A 16,883-nucleotide genomic window follows, 5' to 3' on the forward strand; every position below is an offset into this window, starting at 1 on the left:
TGCCGCACAGGCCGAAGCCTCCGGCCATGATGGTCATACCATCCTTGACCAGGCCGGCCAGCGCCGAGCGGGCGTCGCTGTAAACCTTATCCATCAAATCCCCTCCTTGTGGGCGAATTTCCGCCCGTTCGAAGTGTCGCGGTTCGAATGGCGGCCACCCTGCAACCTGGCCTCAATTTAGACAATCCCTTCGTATGGATATATGGAAAGGATTCATGAAGTCGGCCCTGCCCTGAGGACATCTCCTCTTCACCGCTTGCGAGGCAGCGCTCAAGGTTTACAACATTCGTTCCATGTCCCGCCGCGTTGTCTTTCTCATCGCCTTGATCTCGCTTGCCGTTCTCGGGACGGCGGCCTCGCCCTGGACGTTGCCCGGAGGCGGTCTGTCGGCGGAGCTGAAGGAGCATGTGAGGAGCCGCTACGGCCTCGACCTGACGGTGAGGGGCCGGAGCACCTTCGCGGTGCTGCCGATCCCGCGGGTCAAATTCGAAGATGTCGCGCTCGCGTTCCCTGATGGGGCGCTCAGGGCCGAAGGCGGCACCTTAAGGGGCGAGCTGCGCATCCTGCCGCTTCTCTTCGGGCGGATCGAGCTGTCCGACTTCGATCTGACGGAAACCCGCATCACCGCCTCGGCCCAGAAGCTCCAGACCGTCAACTGGGCCGAAATCTTCCAGGATGGCTCAGCCAAGGCCCATGCCCGCCGCCTCGTGGTGACGAAATCCTCGGTGCGCTGGACCGACCTGAAGAACACCAATCTGGACGGGCTCAATGCCATGATCCGCTGGGTGGATCCGTCCGAACCTTTGACGGTATCAGGGTCTGCGCGCTGGCGGGATGAGCTCGTTTCCCTGGAACAGGCCTCGGTTTTCCCGGATCTGCTGGCGTCCAACAAGATCAGCCCCTTCTCCCTGACCCTTTCCGCACCCGGCGCCCGCCTCATGGCCGAGGGCGAGGCGCAGCTCGGCGACGGGCCTCGCATCACGGGCGAAAGCACCATCAAGACCGCTTCGGTGCGCGACTTCACCCGCTGGAGCGGGGTGGATCTTCCCTTCGGATCCCTGCTGCAGGCGCTGTCGATCAGCGGCGATTTCTCCATGGACCGCCGCCGCCTGACCTGGCCGGCTGTCTCCATCACCTTAGGGCCGGACAAGCTGGAGGGTACCCTGGGCGTCCGTTTCGATACGGAACGGCCAGTCATCGCCGGTACCCTTGCGGCCGATACGCTCAACCTGTCCGACCTCTTCGCCCCGTTCAACCAGACACGGACCTCCTCAGGCTCGTGGAGCGAGGAAGCCATCGACCTGGCCGGCGCCACAGGGGCCGACCTCGACCTTCGCCTCTCGGCTTCGACCGCCAGCCTCGGGCGTCTGGGCCTGGACGATATGGCGGCCAGCGTGCTCGTCCAGCCCGGCCGTATCGAGGCCTCCATCGGACGGGCCGACTTCTATGACGGCACCCTGAAGGGGCGGTTGTCGCTGGTGGCCCAGAATGGCCTTGTCGACTTCAGGAGCCAAGGAACCTTCTCAGGGGTGAAGATCGCACCGTTCCTCGCCGCCGTCGGCGAGCCACGCTGGATCACCGGCCGTGCCCAGGGACAATTCAGCTTCGACGGCCATGGCCGGAACCCTGCGGATGTGATCCGTCAGGCGGAGGGCCGCTCCTCGATCGAGCTGACGGATGGAGAACTGGTGGGGATCAACCTTGAGGACGCGCTCCGGCGTGTAGAAAAGCGTCCTCTCCTGGCGTCCCTGAACTGGAAAGGGGGCCGTACGCCTTTCGACAAGGCCGAAGCTCAGATTGTGATGAAGGATGGCGTTGGTGAGGTCGTCGAGGGCAAGCTGAAAGGGGCAGCCGTGCAGGCCCATCTTCGCGGGCAGGTGCTGCTGGTCGACCGAACCCTCCAGGTGACGGCAGGGATTACGCATGCCGATGCGCCGGTCGGTCAGTCGCCGGCCCTCGCCTTCGATGTCACGGGCGACTGGGACAACGTCGCCGTCACCCCTCAGGTCCGCTCGCTCATCGAACGGTCGGGCGCGGCCAAACCCTTGTTCCCCTCGGAACGCGCCCCCACCGGCACGCAAGGCCCGCAAGCCACGGCTCAGTGAGCGTTGCGGCGGGAGCGTAGAACCGACCGCTTGCTCAGCAGGGTCGCGGAGATCACCCCAAGGGTCACGATCCCGATCAGGATGGCCGAGGCTGCATTGACCTCAGGTGAGAGCCCGAGCCGCACCGCGCTGTAGATCTTGATCGGCAGCGTCGTGGCCCCGGGACCCGCGTTGAAGCTCGCGATCACCAGATCGTCCATCGACAGAGTGAAGGCGAGCAGGAAGCCCGCCACGATGGAAGGCGCGATCAGCGGCAGCGTCACGGAAAAGAACGTGCGCAGGGGCGGCGCGCCGAGATCCATCGCCGCCTCCTCGAGCGAGCGGTCGAAGGTCATGAGGCGCGACTGCACCACCACGGTCACGAAGCACATGGTGAGCGTGGTATGGGCGAGCGTGATGGTCCAGAAGCCCCGGTCGAAATCGACAGCCACGAAGAACAGCAGCAGCGACAGGCCGGTGATCACTTCAGGCATGACCATCGGCGCATAGACCATTCCGGTAAACAGCGCACGGCCGGGAAAGCGCCCATAGCGGGTGAGCGCAAGCGCCGCGAGGGTGCCGAGAACAGTCGCAAGCATTGCGGACAGAAGCGCAACGCGCAGCGTCACCCAGGCTGCCTCCATGAGCGCCTCGTTGCGGAACAAAGCCCCATACCACTGGGTGGAGAAGCCGCCCCACACGGTCACGAGCCGGGAGGCATTGAAGGAATAGAGCACCAGCAGCAGGATCGGCAGGTAAAGGAAGGCGAAGCCGATCACGAGCGAGGTGACGTTGAAGACACTCAGGCGGCGCATGGTCATGGCCGGGCCTCCACGCGCCGGGCCTCGACATCGCGATAGATCACGATCGGCACGACGAGAATGATCAGCAGCAGGATGGCGACCGCGGACGCCAGCGGCCAGTCGCGGTTCGAGAAGAACTCGCTCCACAGCTGCCGGCCGATCATCAGGGTCTCCGAGCCGCCGAGCAGATCCGGGATCACGAACTCGCCGACCGCCGGGATGAAGCACAGGAGCGAGCCTGCGATGATGCCCGGCATGGCGAGCGGAACGGTGATCGTCCAGAACGAGCGCCAGGGCGTGGAGCCGAGATCGAGGGCCGCTTCGAGCAGCGTATCGTCCATCTTCTCCAATGTGGCGTAAAGCGGCAGCACCATGAAGGGCAGATAGGCATACACGATGCCGATATAGACGGCCGTCTCGGTGTTCAGGATGTCGAGGGGTTCGGAGATCAGGCCGATGCCCATAAGCGCCTGCGTGAGCAGCCCTTCGGGCTTGAGGATCGCCACCCAAGCGTAGATGCGGATGAGAAAGCTCGTCCAGAACGGCAGGATGATCGCCGCAACCAGGAGCGGCCGGTACCGCTCCGGCGCACGCGCCATGCCGTAGGCGATGGGAAAGCCCACGAGCAGCAGCAGCAATGTCGAGACGGCGGCGATGCGCACCGATGAGAGCGTCGCCCGGAAATAGAGATCGTCCTCGGCGAGCAACGCGAAATTTTCGAAATCGAGCGCGCTGAAGAAGCCGGCGATGTCGTTCCATTCGAAGACCGGCTTGTAGGGTGGCTGAGCCACCGCCGGGTCCGAGAGGCTGATCTTGAGGACGATCAGAAACGGCACGAGGAAGAGCACGCCGAGCCAGAGGTAAGGCACGGCGGGCACAAGACCTGCAGTCAGGCGCCGCGTGAGGGAGCGATTCATCATGGCTATTCCGCCAGGATTACCGCCGCATCCGGCGCGAAGGTGACATAGACCTGCTCGTCCCACTCGATGGGGTTTTCGACGAAGCGAGAGGCGTTGGCGCGGGTCACGCGCAGGATTTCGCCTGTGGCGAGCTTGACCCGGTAAACAGTCCAGTCGCCGAGATAGCCGATATCCCACACCTCGCCGGTGAGCACGTTGATGGCACCAGGTCCCGGTGGATCGCGCTGGATCACCATCTTCTCCGGACGGACGGCGATCGCCACCGGCTGGCCGGAATGCAGCACCTCGTCCGGATCGTCGATGGTGAGCGGCACCGCGGCCGACGATGTCTTCACCCGCCAGAGGCCGTTTTCCTGGCCCTGGACATGGCCTTCGATGATATTCACGTCGCCGACGAATTCCGCGATGAAGCGGGTCTTGGGCTGCTCATAGATTTCACCGGGAGTGGCGACCTGCACGATCCGGCCGTGATCCATGACGGCGATCCGGTCGGCCATCGTCATGGCCTCCTCCTGATCGTGGGTGACGACTACGAAGGTCATGTGCAGGTCGTGCTGGATGTCCATCAGCTCGAACTGGGTCTCCTCGCGCAGCTTCTTGTCGAGGGCGCCGAGCGGCTCGTCGAGAAGCAGCACCTTGGGCTTCTTTGCGAGCGCACGGGCCAGAGCCACGCGCTGGCGCTGGCCGCCGGAGAGCTGGCTCGGGTAGCGACGGGCAAGCTTCTCGAGTTGGACGAGGCGCAGCATCTCGCCGACGCGGTCCGCGATCTGGTCCTTGGGCATTCCATCCTGCTTGAGACCGAAAGCGATGTTCTTCTCCACGCTCATATGCGGAAAGAGCGCGTAGGACTGGAACATCATGTTCACGGGCCGGCGATAGGGCGGCACGCCGGCCAGGTTCTGGCTCCCTAAGGTTATCGTGCCCTCGGTCGGCGTCTCGAAGCCGGCGAGCATGCGCATGAGGGTCGTCTTGCCGCAGCCGGAGGGGCCCAGCAGGCAGAAGAACTCGCCTTCGAAGATGTCCAGAGAGAGATGATCGACCGCTGTGGATTCGCCGAAGCGTTTCGTGACGTTCTCGAAGCGGATGAGCGGCTTTGCGTCAGGGGTCGCCCAGGGAGCGAAGGAGCGGCGCACGGCGCCGACGGAGGCGGATTGACGGACTGGAGGAGGCAAGATGTTCTGACTTCAACCTGTACGAGGAAAAACCAAGGGGCAAGCTATGATGTTCGGCCCCTGAGAACAACCGTTTAAAAGACAAGTTCCACCGGCTGGAGGGCAGCCTTTTATGCAACCCCTTCCTGCAGGCAAGTTGGGCCTCTGCGTTTGCAGCAGCCCTGCCCTTAAGATATAGAGCGCGCATATTATTAGCACGCTACCAATATGCACCCTAAGGGATTTGAGGCCATGACCCTCAAGGCAAGCTTCTTCGATGAACTCTGGAAGGTCAGCCGTCGGGTGCGGACCCTCTTCGATGCGAGGGTTAAAGCGAAGGGCCTTACGTTGGCACGGGCGCGCACCCTCATCCTTCTCGCCAAGAAGGAAGGGATGACCCAGACGGAACTGGCCGACGCTCTCGAAATCGAGGGTCCAACCCTGGTCCGCCTCCTGGATGGCCTCGAGAAGCAGGACCTGATCGAGCGCAGGCCTGTCGACGGGGATCGGCGCGCCAAACAGATCGCCCTCAGCGAAGCGGGACAGAAGGAGGCCATCCTGGTCGGCGGAATCGTTCAGGAGGTGCGCAACGACGTGCTCAAAGATGTGAGCGAGGACGACCTAAGGGCTGCTCTGCGCGTTTTCCATACCATGGCCCGGAACCTCGAGGCCGAAGGCTGAGAATGGTGCGCCTTCCGTGACAGAACCATCCGACAGAACGGTCGAGCCGGTCGAGCCTCAGGCGCCGCCTGCCTCTCCAGCCGCACCTCCGCCCATGCCCTGGCCGCGGGCGGCCCTCTATATGTTGACCTCTTTTCTCCTGTCCCTCACGCAAGGGTTGGGGATGAATCTCGCCGCCGCGAACCTGCCCCAGCTTCAGGGGCCGCTCGGCGCGACCAGCAACGAGGTCACATGGCTGATCGCCGCCTATATGGCGCCGAATGTCAGCCTCTCGCTGATCCTGGTGAAGGTCAGGGCCCAGTTTGGGCTGCGCAACTTCGCGGAGCTGAGCATCCTTCTGTTCGTGCTCGTGATGCTGCTGCACATCTTCGTGCTCGATCTGCAATCGGCCTTTGTTGTTCGCTTCTTCAGCGGCATCGCGGCAGCGCCCATTTCGACCCTCGCCTTCCTCTACATGCTGGAGCCGTTGCCTCCGGCAAAGAAGCTGAGCATCGGCCAGCCTCTCGTCCTGACGAATATCGCGCTTGGGGCTCCCCTCGCCCGCCTGATCTCTCCGGATCTTCTGGCATTGGGCGACTGGCACGGTCTTTATCTGTTCGAGATCGCACTCGCCATGATGGCTTTTGCGGCCGTGTATCTTTTACCTCTCACTCCGCCGCCACGGGCCAAGGTGATCCATTGGCTCGACGTCGTGAGCTATCTTTTCATCGCCGTCGGCTTCGGCCTTATCGCCATGGTCTTCACGCTGGGGCGCGCCTATTGGTGGTTCGAAGCGCCATGGCTCGGTGTCATGCTCGCCATCGGCATCGCATCGCTCACCTGCGCGATCATGATCGAGCTCAATCGCGAGACGCCCTTTCTCGATGTCCGCTGGCTCGCCAGCAAGGAGATCCTGCATCTCGCAGGCACCCTTCTGGTGTTCCGCCTGCTCATGTCGGAGCAGACCGCCGGCGCTTTCGCGTTCTTTCAGATCCTGGGGCTGCAGAACGAGCAGACGACCACTCTGTCCCTGGTCGTCATCGCCGCCTCGATGGCTGCAGGCCTGAGCTATATCGTCTTGTTCAAGCCCGGCCGGGAAAGCGCGTTCCAGATGGTGGCCCTGGGCCTTCTTCTCGTCGGCGCCCTCATGGACAGCAATGCCACGAGCCTGACAAGGCCGGAGCAGATGTATGTCAGCCAAGCTCTGATCGCTGCAGCCGGCGTTCTTTTCCTGCCGCCTGCCATGGCGGCCGGCCTGATGCTCGCGTTGCAGCGCGGGCCGACCTTCATTCTGAACTTCATCGTCGTCTTCCTGACGACCCAGAGCCTGGGCGGCGTCATCGGATCGGCGCTTGTCGGCACCTTCATCACATGGCGCACGAGGTTCCACCTCCAAGCCATCGCAGACAATCTGACCGTGGTCGATCCCATGGTTTCCCAGCGCATCGCGCAGCTTGCGGGAGCCTATGGGCGTGTCATCACGGACCGGTCTCTGCTCAACGCAGAGGGCATAGCGTTGCTCGGGCAGCAGGTCACACGGGAGGCGACGGTGCTGGCTTATAACGACGCATTCCTGGCCATCGCCCTCTGCGCCGCCTGTGCGCTGGCCGCGATGATCCTCCATCTCGCGATCCGCGCGATCCGCGAAAGCATTTCCCCTGAACCACAACCGGCTGCCAGCGCATAACTCATGTCCAAGTTCTTCCGATCGACCGCTACTCTCATCGCCGCATTCATCGGCATCGCCGGTGTGGTTCTCGTGCTCTATGCCTGGCGGCTGCCGCCCTTCGGCAGCTCCGTGCAGACCACCGATAATGCCTATGTGCGCGGACAGCTCACGGTCATCGCTCCGCAATTGGCCGGCTACGTGGCCGAGGTTGCCGTTCAGGACTTCCAGCACGTGAAGGCTGGTCAGCTTCTGGTGAAAATCGACGACCGGATCTTCGCGCAGAAGCTGGAACAGGCGAAGGCGACACTGGCGAGCCAGCAGGCAGCATTGGCCAATTCCGAGCAGAAGGAGCGCTCGGATCGGGCGCGGATCGAGTCGAGCCAAGCTCAGGTCGAGAGCGCCCGAGCCGTCCGCACTGCCGCAGAAGCCAACTGGAACAGGATCGCGCCGCTTCTGGAACGAGGCATCGCGACGCAAAGCCAAGCCGATCAAGCGCGTTCTGCGCTGGATCAGGCGACTGCGGCCTTGCATCAGGCCGAGGCAGCGCTGACTGTCTCCCAACAGGATCTCGCGGCCACTCTCGTCAGCCGGCAATCTCTGGAAGCCGTCGTCCAGGGTGCCCAGGCGGCCGTCCGCTTGGCTGAGATCGATCTGCAGAACACGCGCATCACGGCCCCCCAGGACGGACAGCTCGGCGAAGTCGGCGCGCGCCTCGGTCAGTATGTCTCCGCAGGCACCCAGTTGCTGACCCTCGTGCCCGAGAGGATCTGGGTGGTCGCCAATTTCAAGGAAACCCAGCTGCCGGGCATGAAACCCGGCCAGCCTGTCACATTCACGGTCGATGCACTGGAGCACGCCGCTCTCACTGGGCACATTGAGCGATTCTCTCCAGCCGCTGGCTCGGAGTTCAGCGTGATCCGGACCGACAACGCCACCGGCAACTTCACCAAGGTTGCGCAGCGCGTTCCGGTGCGGATCTCCATCGATCCGGGACAGGCCTTATCCGAACGCCTGGTTCCGGGAATGTCGGTGGTGGTGAGCGTCGATACGAATGCGCAGCCTTCTGGCGACAATGCCATCGCGAACCGGTAAGCACACCATCCAATAAAATGCCCGGCTCAACGCCGGGCTGAAGTTTGGAGGTTAACCTAATGGCCGCCCCCTGCGCCTGCAGGAGCCGGACGGGGTTTCTTGATGAACGGCAGAGCCAGAATCAGGCCCAGGAACAGGATCGTCAGCAGGAGGAACACATCCGCGAAGGCCATCACCATCGCCTCGCGATGGACCATGTTGGACAGGGTCTTGATGGCAGCCGTGCCGGCATCAGGACCAAGAGACTGAAATTTCAGCGTCATGGCATTCAGCGTCTCGACCGCCGTCGACCGCCCCCAGTTCACGCTTTCGCGCAGGCGCTGGAGGTGGAGGTCCAGGCGATTGTTGATACCCGTGTTGATAAGCGCCAAACCGACGGCGCCGCCCAGATTGCGGGTGAGATTGTAGAGACCTGACGCGTTCTTGATCCGGCTTGGATGGAGCGTGCCCAAGGCGATGTTGTTGATCGGCACCATGCAGATCATGAGACCGACGCCGCGGAAGATCTGCGGCACGAAGAGCTCCCAGAAATCCCAGTCCTTGGTCAGGCTGCTCATCATCCATGTGCCGAAGGCGAAGGCGGCAAAGCCGATGCCCATCATGATGCGAGGATCCATCTTGCGGGACAGGATACCTGCCACCGGCGCCATTACGAACATGGTCGCGCCAGACACGAACATCGTCTCGCCGATCTGCAGGGAGGAATAGCCCCGCACGCTCCCCAGATAGACCGGGTAGAGATAGGTCAGGCCATAGAGGCCGATGCCCATGACGAAGCTGAAGGACGAGCCCGCAAGGAAGTTGCGGTCGGCGAAGGCGCGCAGGTCCACGATCGGCTGCTTTGCGGTGAAAGCCCGGTAGAAGAAGCCGAAGCCGCCGACCACGCACACGATGGTCAGGATCAGCACCAGCTCGTCCTGGAACCAGTCGTTCAGTGGCCCCTCCTCCAGCACGTATTCCAGGCTGCCGAGAAAGGCCGCCATGAAGCCGAGGCCTGCCCAGTCGAAGCTCTTGAAGAGGCGGAAATCCGGCTCGTCGAAATCGACAAGCAGATAGGTGGAGACCGTCACGAAGATGCCAGGCACGATGTTGACCAGGAACAGCCAATGCCAGGAGAACAGGTCTGTGAGATAGCCGCCGAGCGTCGGACCGATGGTCGGCGCGAGCGTCGCCACGAGGCCGATGATCGGCGAGATCACAGGCCGCTTCTCCGGCGGAAAAACCGTGAAGGCTGAGGCGAAGACTGTCGGGATCATGCCGCCACCGATGAAGCCCTGCAGCGCCCGATAGACGATCATCTGATCGATATTGGTGGCTGTGGCGCACATGAAGCTCATGAACGTGAAGCCGCCAGAGGCGATCACGAACATCCAGCGTGTGGAGAGAACGCGCGAAAGCGTTCCCGAGAGCGGAATCATGATCACTTCGGCGATCAGGTAACTCGTCTGCACCCAGGAGATTTCCTCCGACGATGCGGAGAGACCGGCCTGGATCTCGGCGAGCGACGCGGAGACGATCTGGATGTCCAGGATCGCCATGAACATGCCGAAGACCATGCAAAAGAACGCAAAGGTCCGGCGCCCGCTCACGGGCGCCGGCTTCGCGGCCAACATCGGGCCTTGCGGCGTGTTCGAGATGGCAGCGGATGCGGCCATGGTTCCTTACTCTTTGAGGCTGGCCGTCTTTTCAGTCGCGGCCGAGGTACGCGTATCCACATCGACCACGACGGAGAGGCCGGGACGGAGGATGCCCTGCTGGACGATCTCCGGGTTGACGGAAACACGCACGGGCACGCGCTGAACGATCTTGGTGAAATTGCCGGTGGCATTCTCAGGCGGCAGCAGGCTGAACACGGCGCCTGAGGCCGGGGAGACGCTCTCCACGGTGCCGATCACGTCGGTATCTGGGAAAGCATCGACCTCGATATGCACCTTCTGGCCAACCTTCAGGGACGCGAGCTGCGTCTCCTTGAAGTTGGCGTCCACATGCACGCTGGCCATGGGCACGAGAGCGGCCAGGCGGGCGCCGGGCTGCACATAGGTCCCGACCTCCATGGCCTTGTTGCCGATCACCCCATCGACCGGCGCGCGGATCTCCGTGAAGGTGAGGTCCCGCTCCGCCTTCTCGACCGACGTCTGCTGCTCGGCGGCGACGCGCTGAGCCTCGTTCTGCTGCGCGGCGAGCACGTCGACATTCGCCTTAGCGGCGGCAAATGCGGCCTCGGCGCTCTGCACATTGGCCTGAGCCCGGTCACGAGCGGCCTTGGCGTTCTCGAGCGCGGCCCGGCTAGTGAAGTCGGAGCGGGCGAGCTGCTGCTGGCGGGCGAAATCGCCTTCGGCGCGCTCGGCCTCGGCCTTCGCAGCGGCGATCTGCGCCTGAGCCTGCGCCACAGAAGCATGACCGGCCTCAATCTGTCGGCCGATGCGCGTGACGGCGCTCTGCTGCGTGGCAAGCTTGTCCTTGGCCGACTGGAGCGCGAAGCGGTAATCGCCGTCATCGATCTTGGCGATCAAATCGCCTGCCTTGACGCTCTGATTGTTCGTGACGGCGACCGACTGCACATAGCCGGACACCTTGGCCGACAGAATCGTGATGTCGGCCTGTACATAGGCGTCCTCGGTCGAAACCATGAAGCGGCCGTTCGTCCACCACCCATAGCCCTCATAGCCGCCGAACCCGAGCGCAGCCGCCAGAACCGCCAGGATGACGGGCTTCTTGCCGATACCCCTCTTTCTGACCGTCGGGGCTGCCTCACGAGCCACCGGCTCCGGAGCCTTCTGCTCAGACGTGGGCGCAAGCGCGGGCTGCCCTTCCCTTGCGGCATTGCCGCGGACTGCCCCCTGCTCAAACTCTTCCCGATAAGCCATGTGGACCTCTGCAAGGCAGACGAAAGCCCAAGAACCAGAAGGCTTGGGCTTGTCGTTACAGCCTTGATCTCCGTTGATTGCCTGCCATATATGAGTTGACCGAACCGTTCGGTCAATAGCGATAAAAAGGAAAACAACGAAACCATGAGCGCCGTGCATAACAGCACCCTGACCCGTGACCCGTCTTCGGCTATCGAAGAGAGCGCCGAAAGTGCCAAGCGCCGTCAGATTCTGGAGGGCGCGCGCAAGGTCTTCTTAGCCCAGGGGTTCGACGGCGCCAGCATGGGCGAGATAGCCAAGGTGGCAGGCGTCTCGAAGGGCACCCTCTACGTCTACTTCGACAGCAAGGAGAGCCTTTTCGAGGCCCTGACAACGGAGGAGAAGCAGGGTCTGGCGGAGGTGCTGTTCAAGCTCGACCCGGAGGATCCTGATGTCCGCGGCGTCCTGAGGAAGCTCGGCCTGAGCTACCTGCGCCGCATGGGCAAGCCCGAGCACATCTCCTCGATCCGCATGGTCATGGGCGCGGCGGAGAAGTTCCCCCGTCTCGGCCAGGCCTTCTACGAGGCAGGTCCATGCCAGGGGATTGCTCGACTCAGCGCTTACTTCGACCGGCAGGTTGAGGCCGGCCGCCTTTCCATCGAGGATACCGGCGTCGCCGCCCAGCATCTCCTCGATCTCTGTGTGTCCGGCATGCTGCGCCGCCTGCTCTTCTCTGTCGGCGAACCGCCGACCGAAGAGCAGATCCAGAAGAACGTGGAGAATGCCCTGCGGGTCTTCTTTGCAGCCTACGGACCTGATGCCCCGAAGCAATAAGCACCAGTTGGAGCTTTCCCCGAGCCCTGCCCTTCACTAGTCTGGCCCGCAGGCGGCTGGGGATGAGCGATGGGACAGCGTGAGGGCAGCGGAGCAGGACATATCGCGGCCTTTGCCGGAATGGCGTTGATCTGGGGCCTGACCTGGCTGCCGATGAAGATCGCTTCCGAGGCGGTTCCGCCGATCTTCCTGGCCATGATCCGCTTCCTGCTCGCGGGCCTCTGCTATCTTGCCTTCATTCTCGCCAGGGGTCTGCCATTGAGGATGGAGCAGCCCTGGCGGGTTGTCGTCGCATCGCTTCTCATCACGACCGGCTGCTACAGCCTGCTCTTCTGGGGTGTCGCCCGCGCTCCGACCGGGCTGTCGTCCATCGTCAATCTCTCCCTCATGCCGATCTTTCTGATCCTGGTCGGCTCTCTCTACGGGCAGGAGCGCGTTACGCCCCGCAGGCTCGGAGCCATTGCGCTCGGCGTCCTCGGCCTCGTGATGCTCTTCTCAGGACGAACCGGCGCGGCGCAGGATGGTGCCCTGCTGGGTCTTGCCGCTGTGGCTCTGGCAACATTGAGCTATGCCTGGGGCGGTGTGGTCAGCCGCCCGCTGATGCAGACCATGCATCCGATCACCCTCGCTTTCTGGGAGACGAGCATCGGTGCCCTCGGCCTCATCCCTGTATCGCTTCTGGTGGAGGGTTATGATCCCGCCTATTTCGCGGGTCTCGCGGATGGGCGCGCGATCCTGGGCCTGACCATTCTCGTCCTCGGAGGTTCCCTCGGAGGATTCTCGATCTATCTTTGGCTTGTGCGCGACTGGGGTGCCTTCCAGGCCGGGCTCTATTCCTTTGTCAGCCCTGTCGTGGCGGTCGCTGTCGGCGTTGCGTTTGCGAACGAGGCCTTCGGCTGGCCGGAGGCCTTAGGAATGGCCGTGATGCTGTCCGCCACGGCGCTCGCCCTCACCGAGGGCAAGCGTAAAGCGGTGGCGGCCTAATGGTCGGTCCGGAAGGCCTCGGCCACCCGGGCCTTGAGCACGTCCGGCTGGCGCAGAATCAGTGCACCCCTGGTGCGCTCGATCAGCCCTTCCTGGGTCAGCATCGTGAACTCCCGGGTGATCTGCTCGCGGCGGCAGCCGATGCGGGCGGCGACGATATGGTGGAAGGGCGGCGGCGTGATCACCCGCTCACCGGACTTGTCCTGCCGCGGCGTCGACAGCCGCAGGAGCTCCGAGTAGAGCCGGTGCCGAAGATCGAGCACCGTCTGCTCCATGAAGCGGGCATTCAGCTCGCGGATGCGGGAGGCCATGAGGCAGAACAGGCGCTCGGCTACAGGCTGATGAGAGAAGAGCATCTCCTTGAAGACGGTAGCCGGCATCACGCAGGCTTCGCCTCGGGTCAGCGCCGTGACATTGGCGGAGCGCGGAACGCCGTCGAGAGCGGCCAGCTCACCGAACAGGTCGCCGGGCTTCATCTCGTGGAGGATGACTTCCTTGCCGGAAGCCGTGCGCATGAGGACCCGCACTTCCCCGGACAGAAGGAAGTAGACGTCCGTCGAGGGCTCGTCGAAGTCGACCAGAACCTCCTCGGGATCGAAGCGGCGCCAATTGGCTCGCGCCTCGAACGGGGCGAGGTCGATCTCAAGACCCTTGAACAACTTGATCCCGGCGAGCCGCGCCATCGGTCTCCTCCCTTAGCCTTTGATCTTGGCTATAGCACATTTCCCGCACCTCCGGTACGGGAGAGGTGCCTTACCCCTTTGTCAAGCCTTCAGGGTCCTGTCACTGACGATTCCGGCTATCCCACAGGCCTTGTGCAGGCAGCGGAAGGCACTTGATACCGGCCAAATACCTTGCCAGCGCGGCCATCCCACGCCAAAAGGCGGCATGCTTCACGTCAATGACCTGACCTACCGCATCGGCGACCGGCTGATCCTCGACCACGCCTCCTTCAACCTGCCGACAGGCGGGAAGGTGGGCCTCGTCGGACGCAACGGTGCGGGCAAGACCACCCTGTTCAAGATCATCCAGGGCGATCTCGCCACCGAGAGCGGCACCGTCACCCTGCCCCGCGGCATGAAAATCGGCGCCGTGGCCCAGGAGGCGCCGGGCGGCCCCGAAACCCTGATCGAAGTGGTGCTGGCCGCCGATAAGGAACGCGCCGCCCTCCTGGCTGAAGCCGACACGGCAGAGGGCCTGCGCCGGGCCGAGATCGAAACGCGGCTGACCGATATCGGGGCTCATTCGGCCCCTGCCCGTGCGGCAGCCATCCTCCATGGCCTCGGCTTCGACGCCGAGGCGCAGAACCGGCCCTGCTCGGACTTTTCCGGCGGCTGGCGCATGCGCGTGGCGCTCGCCGCCGTGCTGTTCACCGAGCCCGACCTGCTGCTCCTCGACGAGCCGACCAACTACCTCGATCTCGAAGGCACGCTCTGGCTCTATGACTATCTGGCCCGGTACCCGCACACTGTCCTGATCATCAGCCACGACCGCGAGCTGCTCGACACCTGCGTCAACCACATCCTCCATCTCGACCGGGGCAAGCTCGCGATCTACCGCGGCGGCTATACCTCGTTCGCCAAGCAATACGCGGAAAAGCGCGAGCTGACCGCCAAGATGGCCGCCAAGCAGGAGGCCGAGCGCAAGCACCTGCAGGCTTTCGTGGATCGCTTCAAGGCCAAGGCCTCCAAGGCCCGTCAGGCGCAGTCGCGCGTCAAGCGGCTGGAGAAGATGGAGGCGATCACGACCATCGTGGAAGACGACGTGCTGCCCTTCAACCTGCCGGGGCCTGAGCGTCCGGCTGCCCCGCCGCTGATCACGGTCGAAGGCGGCGCTGTCGGCTATGGCGAGCGCATCGTGCTCGACCGCCTCAACCTGACGATCTCGCCGGACGACCGGATCGCGCTGCTGGGCTCCAACGGCAACGGCAAGTCCACCTTCTGCAAGCTCATCGGCGGCAGGCTCGCGCCCATGAAGGGCGAGATGCGTACCCCCACCCGCATGGATGTGGCCTATTTCGCCCAGCACCAACTGGACGAGCTGAACCCGAAGGCCACAGCCTACGACCATGTGGCCGAGCGAATGCCCGACACGCCGGTCGCCAGGATCCGCGCCCGCACGGCGCAGATCGGCTTTCCAGGTGCAAAGGCCGACACACCGGTCTCTGCCCTCTCCGGCGGCGAGAAGGCTCGCCTGCTCATGGGACTTGCCGCCTTCAACGGCCCTCACCTGCTCATCCTCGACGAGCCGACGAACCACCTCGATATCGACAGCCGCACGGCCCTGATGGAGGCGATCAACGATTATACGGGTGCGGTGATCCTGGTCAGCCACGACCGCTTCCTGATCGAGGCCTGTGCCGACAGGCTCTGGATCGTCGGCAATGGCGGCGTGAAGCCGTTCGACGGTGACATGGACGATTACCGCCAGCTCGTGCTCTCCGGCGAGCTCGATCCGCAGAAGCGCTCCGACAAGCCGCAGACTCCCACCACCTCCAAGACCGACGAGCGTCGTGCCGCCGCCGAGCGCCGCGCGGCCCTCGCCCCTTTGCGCAAGAAGCTCGAGGCGCTCGAGAGCCGGATGGCCAAACTCACGGACGTCATCGGCAAGGTCGATGCGGCGCTCGCCGACGGCACCGCCTTTCAGAAGGATCCGGCAAAGGCCTCCGATCTGTCCAGAATGCGCGCGGAGGCTGCGTCTACCCTCGAAACGGTCGAGGAGGAGTGGCTGGCGCTGAGCAGCGAGATCGAGGAAGCCGGCGCCTAGAACGGACAGGCGCCTGCGGTCTACTCCCCCAGAGCAGGGAGCTACCTCCTCGGAGCGCACCCAAAATCGAACCACGGTCTTAAGCTGGTCATAGCCTTACGGGGGGCTGACCATGCGAATTCTGATTTCCGCCTGCACCGACAGGGCCTTTGCAGGAGGCCTCATGCCAATGGCTCATCTGACAATCGGATCGGCGTCGGCCGTGAATGACAACACGATGCCTGCTCAATCCAGGTGGCGCCTTCGTCTCCATCGAAGTCACTCTTCCGACCTAACACGTCTGGCTGCTTCGTAGGCAGGGTGCGGAGGAGCACATCGGGCCATTCCACCAGAGGTTAGCTTTTGGCTGTCCTCTATGGAGGTGTTCATGGCCCAGGCTTTGTCTTATTGCACCACGAAACTCTTCTCTCACGCCGTTCTGCCGCTGGTGAGGATCGAGCCGCGGCCGGTCACAAGCGCCAATGACGACGATCCCCTGGCGCCGCTCCCGAGCATTTGGCGGTGAAGCAGACATCTCATTGTGAACACTCGCCATTACTGCTGCGTTCATCATGAAAGGCGTACATGAGTACATCTGGAATGGAGAACGGACCATGTTTCGTGCAGTTTTGGCCGCGGCTTTGCTCATCAGTGGGGCAATTGTCGGGATACCGTCGCAGGCACAGGCACAAGGGCTGGTGCCTTGCGCACGAGAGGATGGGTTCTGCCGCGTTCCCTACCCGACCCGTGTGATCTACGGGATTCCAGGCCGAAGCGTTGAGGTTTTCGTCCGGGATGGCGGCATCCCCTGCTCCAACAGGGTGTTCGGCGATCCCGCTCCGGGCGTTGCGAAGCGCTGCGCCTTCATCGCCCGCGGGTCCGACAGAGGCCCGAGACGCTACGAGGAAAGACCCGGACGGTACGACGACGGGTATCGCAGATCCTTCCGCGAGTATGACCGCGGCCCGCGGGACTATTATGACGACGGGTACGATCGTCGCTATCGTTCGTACGAGGTTTACTGATCCGCGGAATCGTCGGTCGGAGCCCGACTGAGAAATCGTGAAGGCGAGCGTGCAGGACTTGCACGCTCGC

The 16,883-nt window shown here is 63.4% G+C and carries 15 protein-coding genes; 8 read left to right on the plus strand and 7 right to left on the minus strand.

Going from position 1 to position 16,883, the window contains the following annotated elements:
• Positions 1–94: CoA-transferase (locus FHR70_RS07030; protein ID WP_281381312.1), on the minus strand; the 94-nt coding region annotated here is incomplete at its 3' end.
• Between the two features lie 199 nt (positions 95–293).
• Between FHR70_RS07030 and FHR70_RS07035 the strand changes: the two genes are divergently transcribed.
• The gene (locus tag FHR70_RS07035; protein ID WP_183448582.1) at positions 294–2,105 is read left to right on the plus strand and encodes an AsmA family protein; all 1,812 of its coding nucleotides are present in this window, start codon (positions 294–296) and stop codon (positions 2,103–2,105) included.
• Here the strand turns inward: FHR70_RS07035 and FHR70_RS07040 are convergent.
• The 3 genes from FHR70_RS07040 to FHR70_RS07050 are packed head-to-tail and all read right to left on the minus strand — an operon-like array spanning position 2,099 to position 4,979.
• Positions 2,099–2,899 (minus strand): ABC transporter permease, encoded by an 801-nt coding sequence (locus FHR70_RS07040; RefSeq protein ID WP_183450121.1) that lies wholly within the window; start codon positions 2,897–2,899, stop codon positions 2,099–2,101. The genes FHR70_RS07035 and FHR70_RS07040 overlap by 7 nt on opposite strands.
• Positions 2,900–2,901: 2 nt before the next feature.
• The gene (locus FHR70_RS07045) at positions 2,902–3,804 is read right to left on the minus strand and encodes an ABC transporter permease (protein ID WP_183450123.1); all 903 of its coding nucleotides are present in this window, start codon (positions 3,802–3,804) and stop codon (positions 2,902–2,904) included.
• Between the two features lie 5 nt (positions 3,805–3,809).
• On the minus strand, positions 3,810–4,979 hold the full coding sequence (locus FHR70_RS07050; RefSeq protein WP_210277539.1) for an ABC transporter ATP-binding protein: 1,170 nt from the start codon (positions 4,977–4,979) through the stop codon (positions 3,810–3,812).
• 231 nt (positions 4,980–5,210) lie between these two features.
• On the opposite strand from FHR70_RS07050, the gene FHR70_RS07055 reads away from it, so the two are divergent.
• The 3 genes from FHR70_RS07055 to FHR70_RS07065 all read left to right on the plus strand — a co-directional run bounded on the left by FHR70_RS07055 (position 5,211) and on the right by FHR70_RS07065 (position 8,379).
• Positions 5,211–5,639 (plus strand): MarR family winged helix-turn-helix transcriptional regulator, encoded by a 429-nt coding sequence (locus tag FHR70_RS07055; protein WP_183448583.1) that lies wholly within the window; start codon positions 5,211–5,213, stop codon positions 5,637–5,639.
• A gap of 94 nt (positions 5,640–5,733) precedes the next feature.
• The gene (locus FHR70_RS07060; protein WP_183450127.1) at positions 5,734–7,305 is read left to right on the plus strand and encodes an MFS transporter; all 1,572 of its coding nucleotides are present in this window, start codon (positions 5,734–5,736) and stop codon (positions 7,303–7,305) included.
• A gap of 3 nt (positions 7,306–7,308) precedes the next feature.
• Positions 7,309–8,379 carry an HlyD family secretion protein gene (locus FHR70_RS07065; RefSeq protein WP_183448584.1) on the plus strand — a complete coding sequence of 357 codons (1,071 nt, stop codon included), beginning with the start codon at positions 7,309–7,311 and terminating at the stop codon, positions 8,377–8,379.
• A gap of 56 nt (positions 8,380–8,435) precedes the next feature.
• Here FHR70_RS07065 and FHR70_RS07070 read toward each other — a convergent pair whose 3' ends face one another.
• Both FHR70_RS07070 and FHR70_RS07075 read right to left on the minus strand, forming a co-directional pair.
• Positions 8,436–10,034 carry a DHA2 family efflux MFS transporter permease subunit gene (locus FHR70_RS07070; RefSeq protein WP_183448585.1) on the minus strand — a complete coding sequence of 533 codons (1,599 nt, stop codon included), beginning with the start codon at positions 10,032–10,034 and terminating at the stop codon, positions 8,436–8,438.
• Between the two features lie 6 nt (positions 10,035–10,040).
• The gene (locus FHR70_RS07075; protein WP_484502670.1) at positions 10,041–11,246 is read right to left on the minus strand and encodes an HlyD family secretion protein; all 1,206 of its coding nucleotides are present in this window, start codon (positions 11,244–11,246) and stop codon (positions 10,041–10,043) included.
• Positions 11,247–11,390: 144 nt separating this feature from the next.
• Here FHR70_RS07075 and FHR70_RS07080 point away from each other — a divergent pair, with 144 nt between their 5' ends.
• Both FHR70_RS07080 and FHR70_RS07085 read left to right on the plus strand, forming a co-directional pair.
• Positions 11,391–12,059 carry a TetR/AcrR family transcriptional regulator gene (locus FHR70_RS07080; protein WP_246407931.1) on the plus strand — a complete coding sequence of 223 codons (669 nt, stop codon included), beginning with the start codon at positions 11,391–11,393 and terminating at the stop codon, positions 12,057–12,059.
• Between the two features lie 69 nt (positions 12,060–12,128).
• Entirely contained in the window at positions 12,129–13,043 is a 915-nt protein-coding gene (locus FHR70_RS07085; protein WP_246407933.1) for a DMT family transporter, read from the plus strand.
• On the opposite strand, the gene FHR70_RS07090 is transcribed toward FHR70_RS07085, so the two are convergent.
• The gene (locus tag FHR70_RS07090) at positions 13,040–13,726 is read right to left on the minus strand and encodes a Crp/Fnr family transcriptional regulator (protein ID WP_183448587.1); all 687 of its coding nucleotides are present in this window, start codon (positions 13,724–13,726) and stop codon (positions 13,040–13,042) included. The two genes, FHR70_RS07085 and FHR70_RS07090, sit on opposite strands and share 4 nt — an antisense overlap.
• 205 nt (positions 13,727–13,931) lie before the next feature.
• Here FHR70_RS07090 and FHR70_RS07095 point away from each other — a divergent pair, with 205 nt between their 5' ends.
• Together FHR70_RS07095 and FHR70_RS07100 are read left to right on the plus strand one after the other, a co-directional pair.
• The gene (locus FHR70_RS07095) at positions 13,932–15,809 is read left to right on the plus strand and encodes an ABC-F family ATP-binding cassette domain-containing protein (RefSeq protein WP_183448588.1); all 1,878 of its coding nucleotides are present in this window, start codon (positions 13,932–13,934) and stop codon (positions 15,807–15,809) included.
• Positions 15,810–16,402: 593 nt separating this feature from the next.
• Positions 16,403–16,813, plus strand: coding sequence for a hypothetical protein (locus FHR70_RS07100; protein ID WP_183448590.1), 411 nt, complete (start codon positions 16,403–16,405; stop codon positions 16,811–16,813).
• Positions 16,814–16,883: the final 70 nt, after the last annotated feature.

The organism is Microvirga lupini (assembly GCF_014191055.1).
Classification (GTDB): Bacteria; Pseudomonadota; Alphaproteobacteria; order Rhizobiales; family Beijerinckiaceae; genus Microvirga; species Microvirga lupini_A.

Excerpts from the sequence above, each read along its gene's own strand:
- FHR70_RS07085 (WP_246407933.1), top strand. The coding sequence starts at position 12,129 with ATGGGACAGCGTGAGGGCAGCGGAGCAGGACATATCGCGGCCTTTGCC.
- FHR70_RS07065 (WP_183448584.1), top strand. The coding sequence starts at position 7,309 with ATGTCCAAGTTCTTCCGATCGACCGCTACTCTCATCGCCGCATTCATC.
- FHR70_RS07070 (WP_183448585.1), bottom strand. The coding sequence starts at position 10,034 with ATGGCCGCATCCGCTGCCATCTCGAACACGCCGCAAGGCCCGATGTTG.
- FHR70_RS07090 (WP_183448587.1), bottom strand. The coding sequence starts at position 13,726 with ATGGCGCGGCTCGCCGGGATCAAGTTGTTCAAGGGTCTTGAGATCGAC.
- FHR70_RS07035 (WP_183448582.1), top strand. The coding sequence starts at position 294 with ATGTCCCGCCGCGTTGTCTTTCTCATCGCCTTGATCTCGCTTGCCGTT.
- FHR70_RS07040 (WP_183450121.1), bottom strand. The coding sequence starts at position 2,899 with ATGCGCCGCCTGAGTGTCTTCAACGTCACCTCGCTCGTGATCGGCTTC.
- FHR70_RS07045 (WP_183450123.1), bottom strand. The coding sequence starts at position 3,804 with ATGAATCGCTCCCTCACGCGGCGCCTGACTGCAGGTCTTGTGCCCGCC.
- FHR70_RS07075 (WP_484502670.1), bottom strand. The coding sequence starts at position 11,246 with ATGGCTTATCGGGAAGAGTTTGAGCAGGGGGCAGTCCGCGGCAATGCC.
- FHR70_RS07055 (WP_183448583.1), top strand. The coding sequence starts at position 5,211 with ATGACCCTCAAGGCAAGCTTCTTCGATGAACTCTGGAAGGTCAGCCGT.
- FHR70_RS07060 (WP_183450127.1), top strand. The coding sequence starts at position 5,734 with ATGCCCTGGCCGCGGGCGGCCCTCTATATGTTGACCTCTTTTCTCCTG.
- FHR70_RS07080 (WP_246407931.1), top strand. The coding sequence starts at position 11,391 with ATGAGCGCCGTGCATAACAGCACCCTGACCCGTGACCCGTCTTCGGCT.
- FHR70_RS07095 (WP_183448588.1), top strand. The coding sequence starts at position 13,932 with ATGCTTCACGTCAATGACCTGACCTACCGCATCGGCGACCGGCTGATC.
- FHR70_RS07100 (WP_183448590.1), top strand. The coding sequence starts at position 16,403 with ATGTTTCGTGCAGTTTTGGCCGCGGCTTTGCTCATCAGTGGGGCAATT.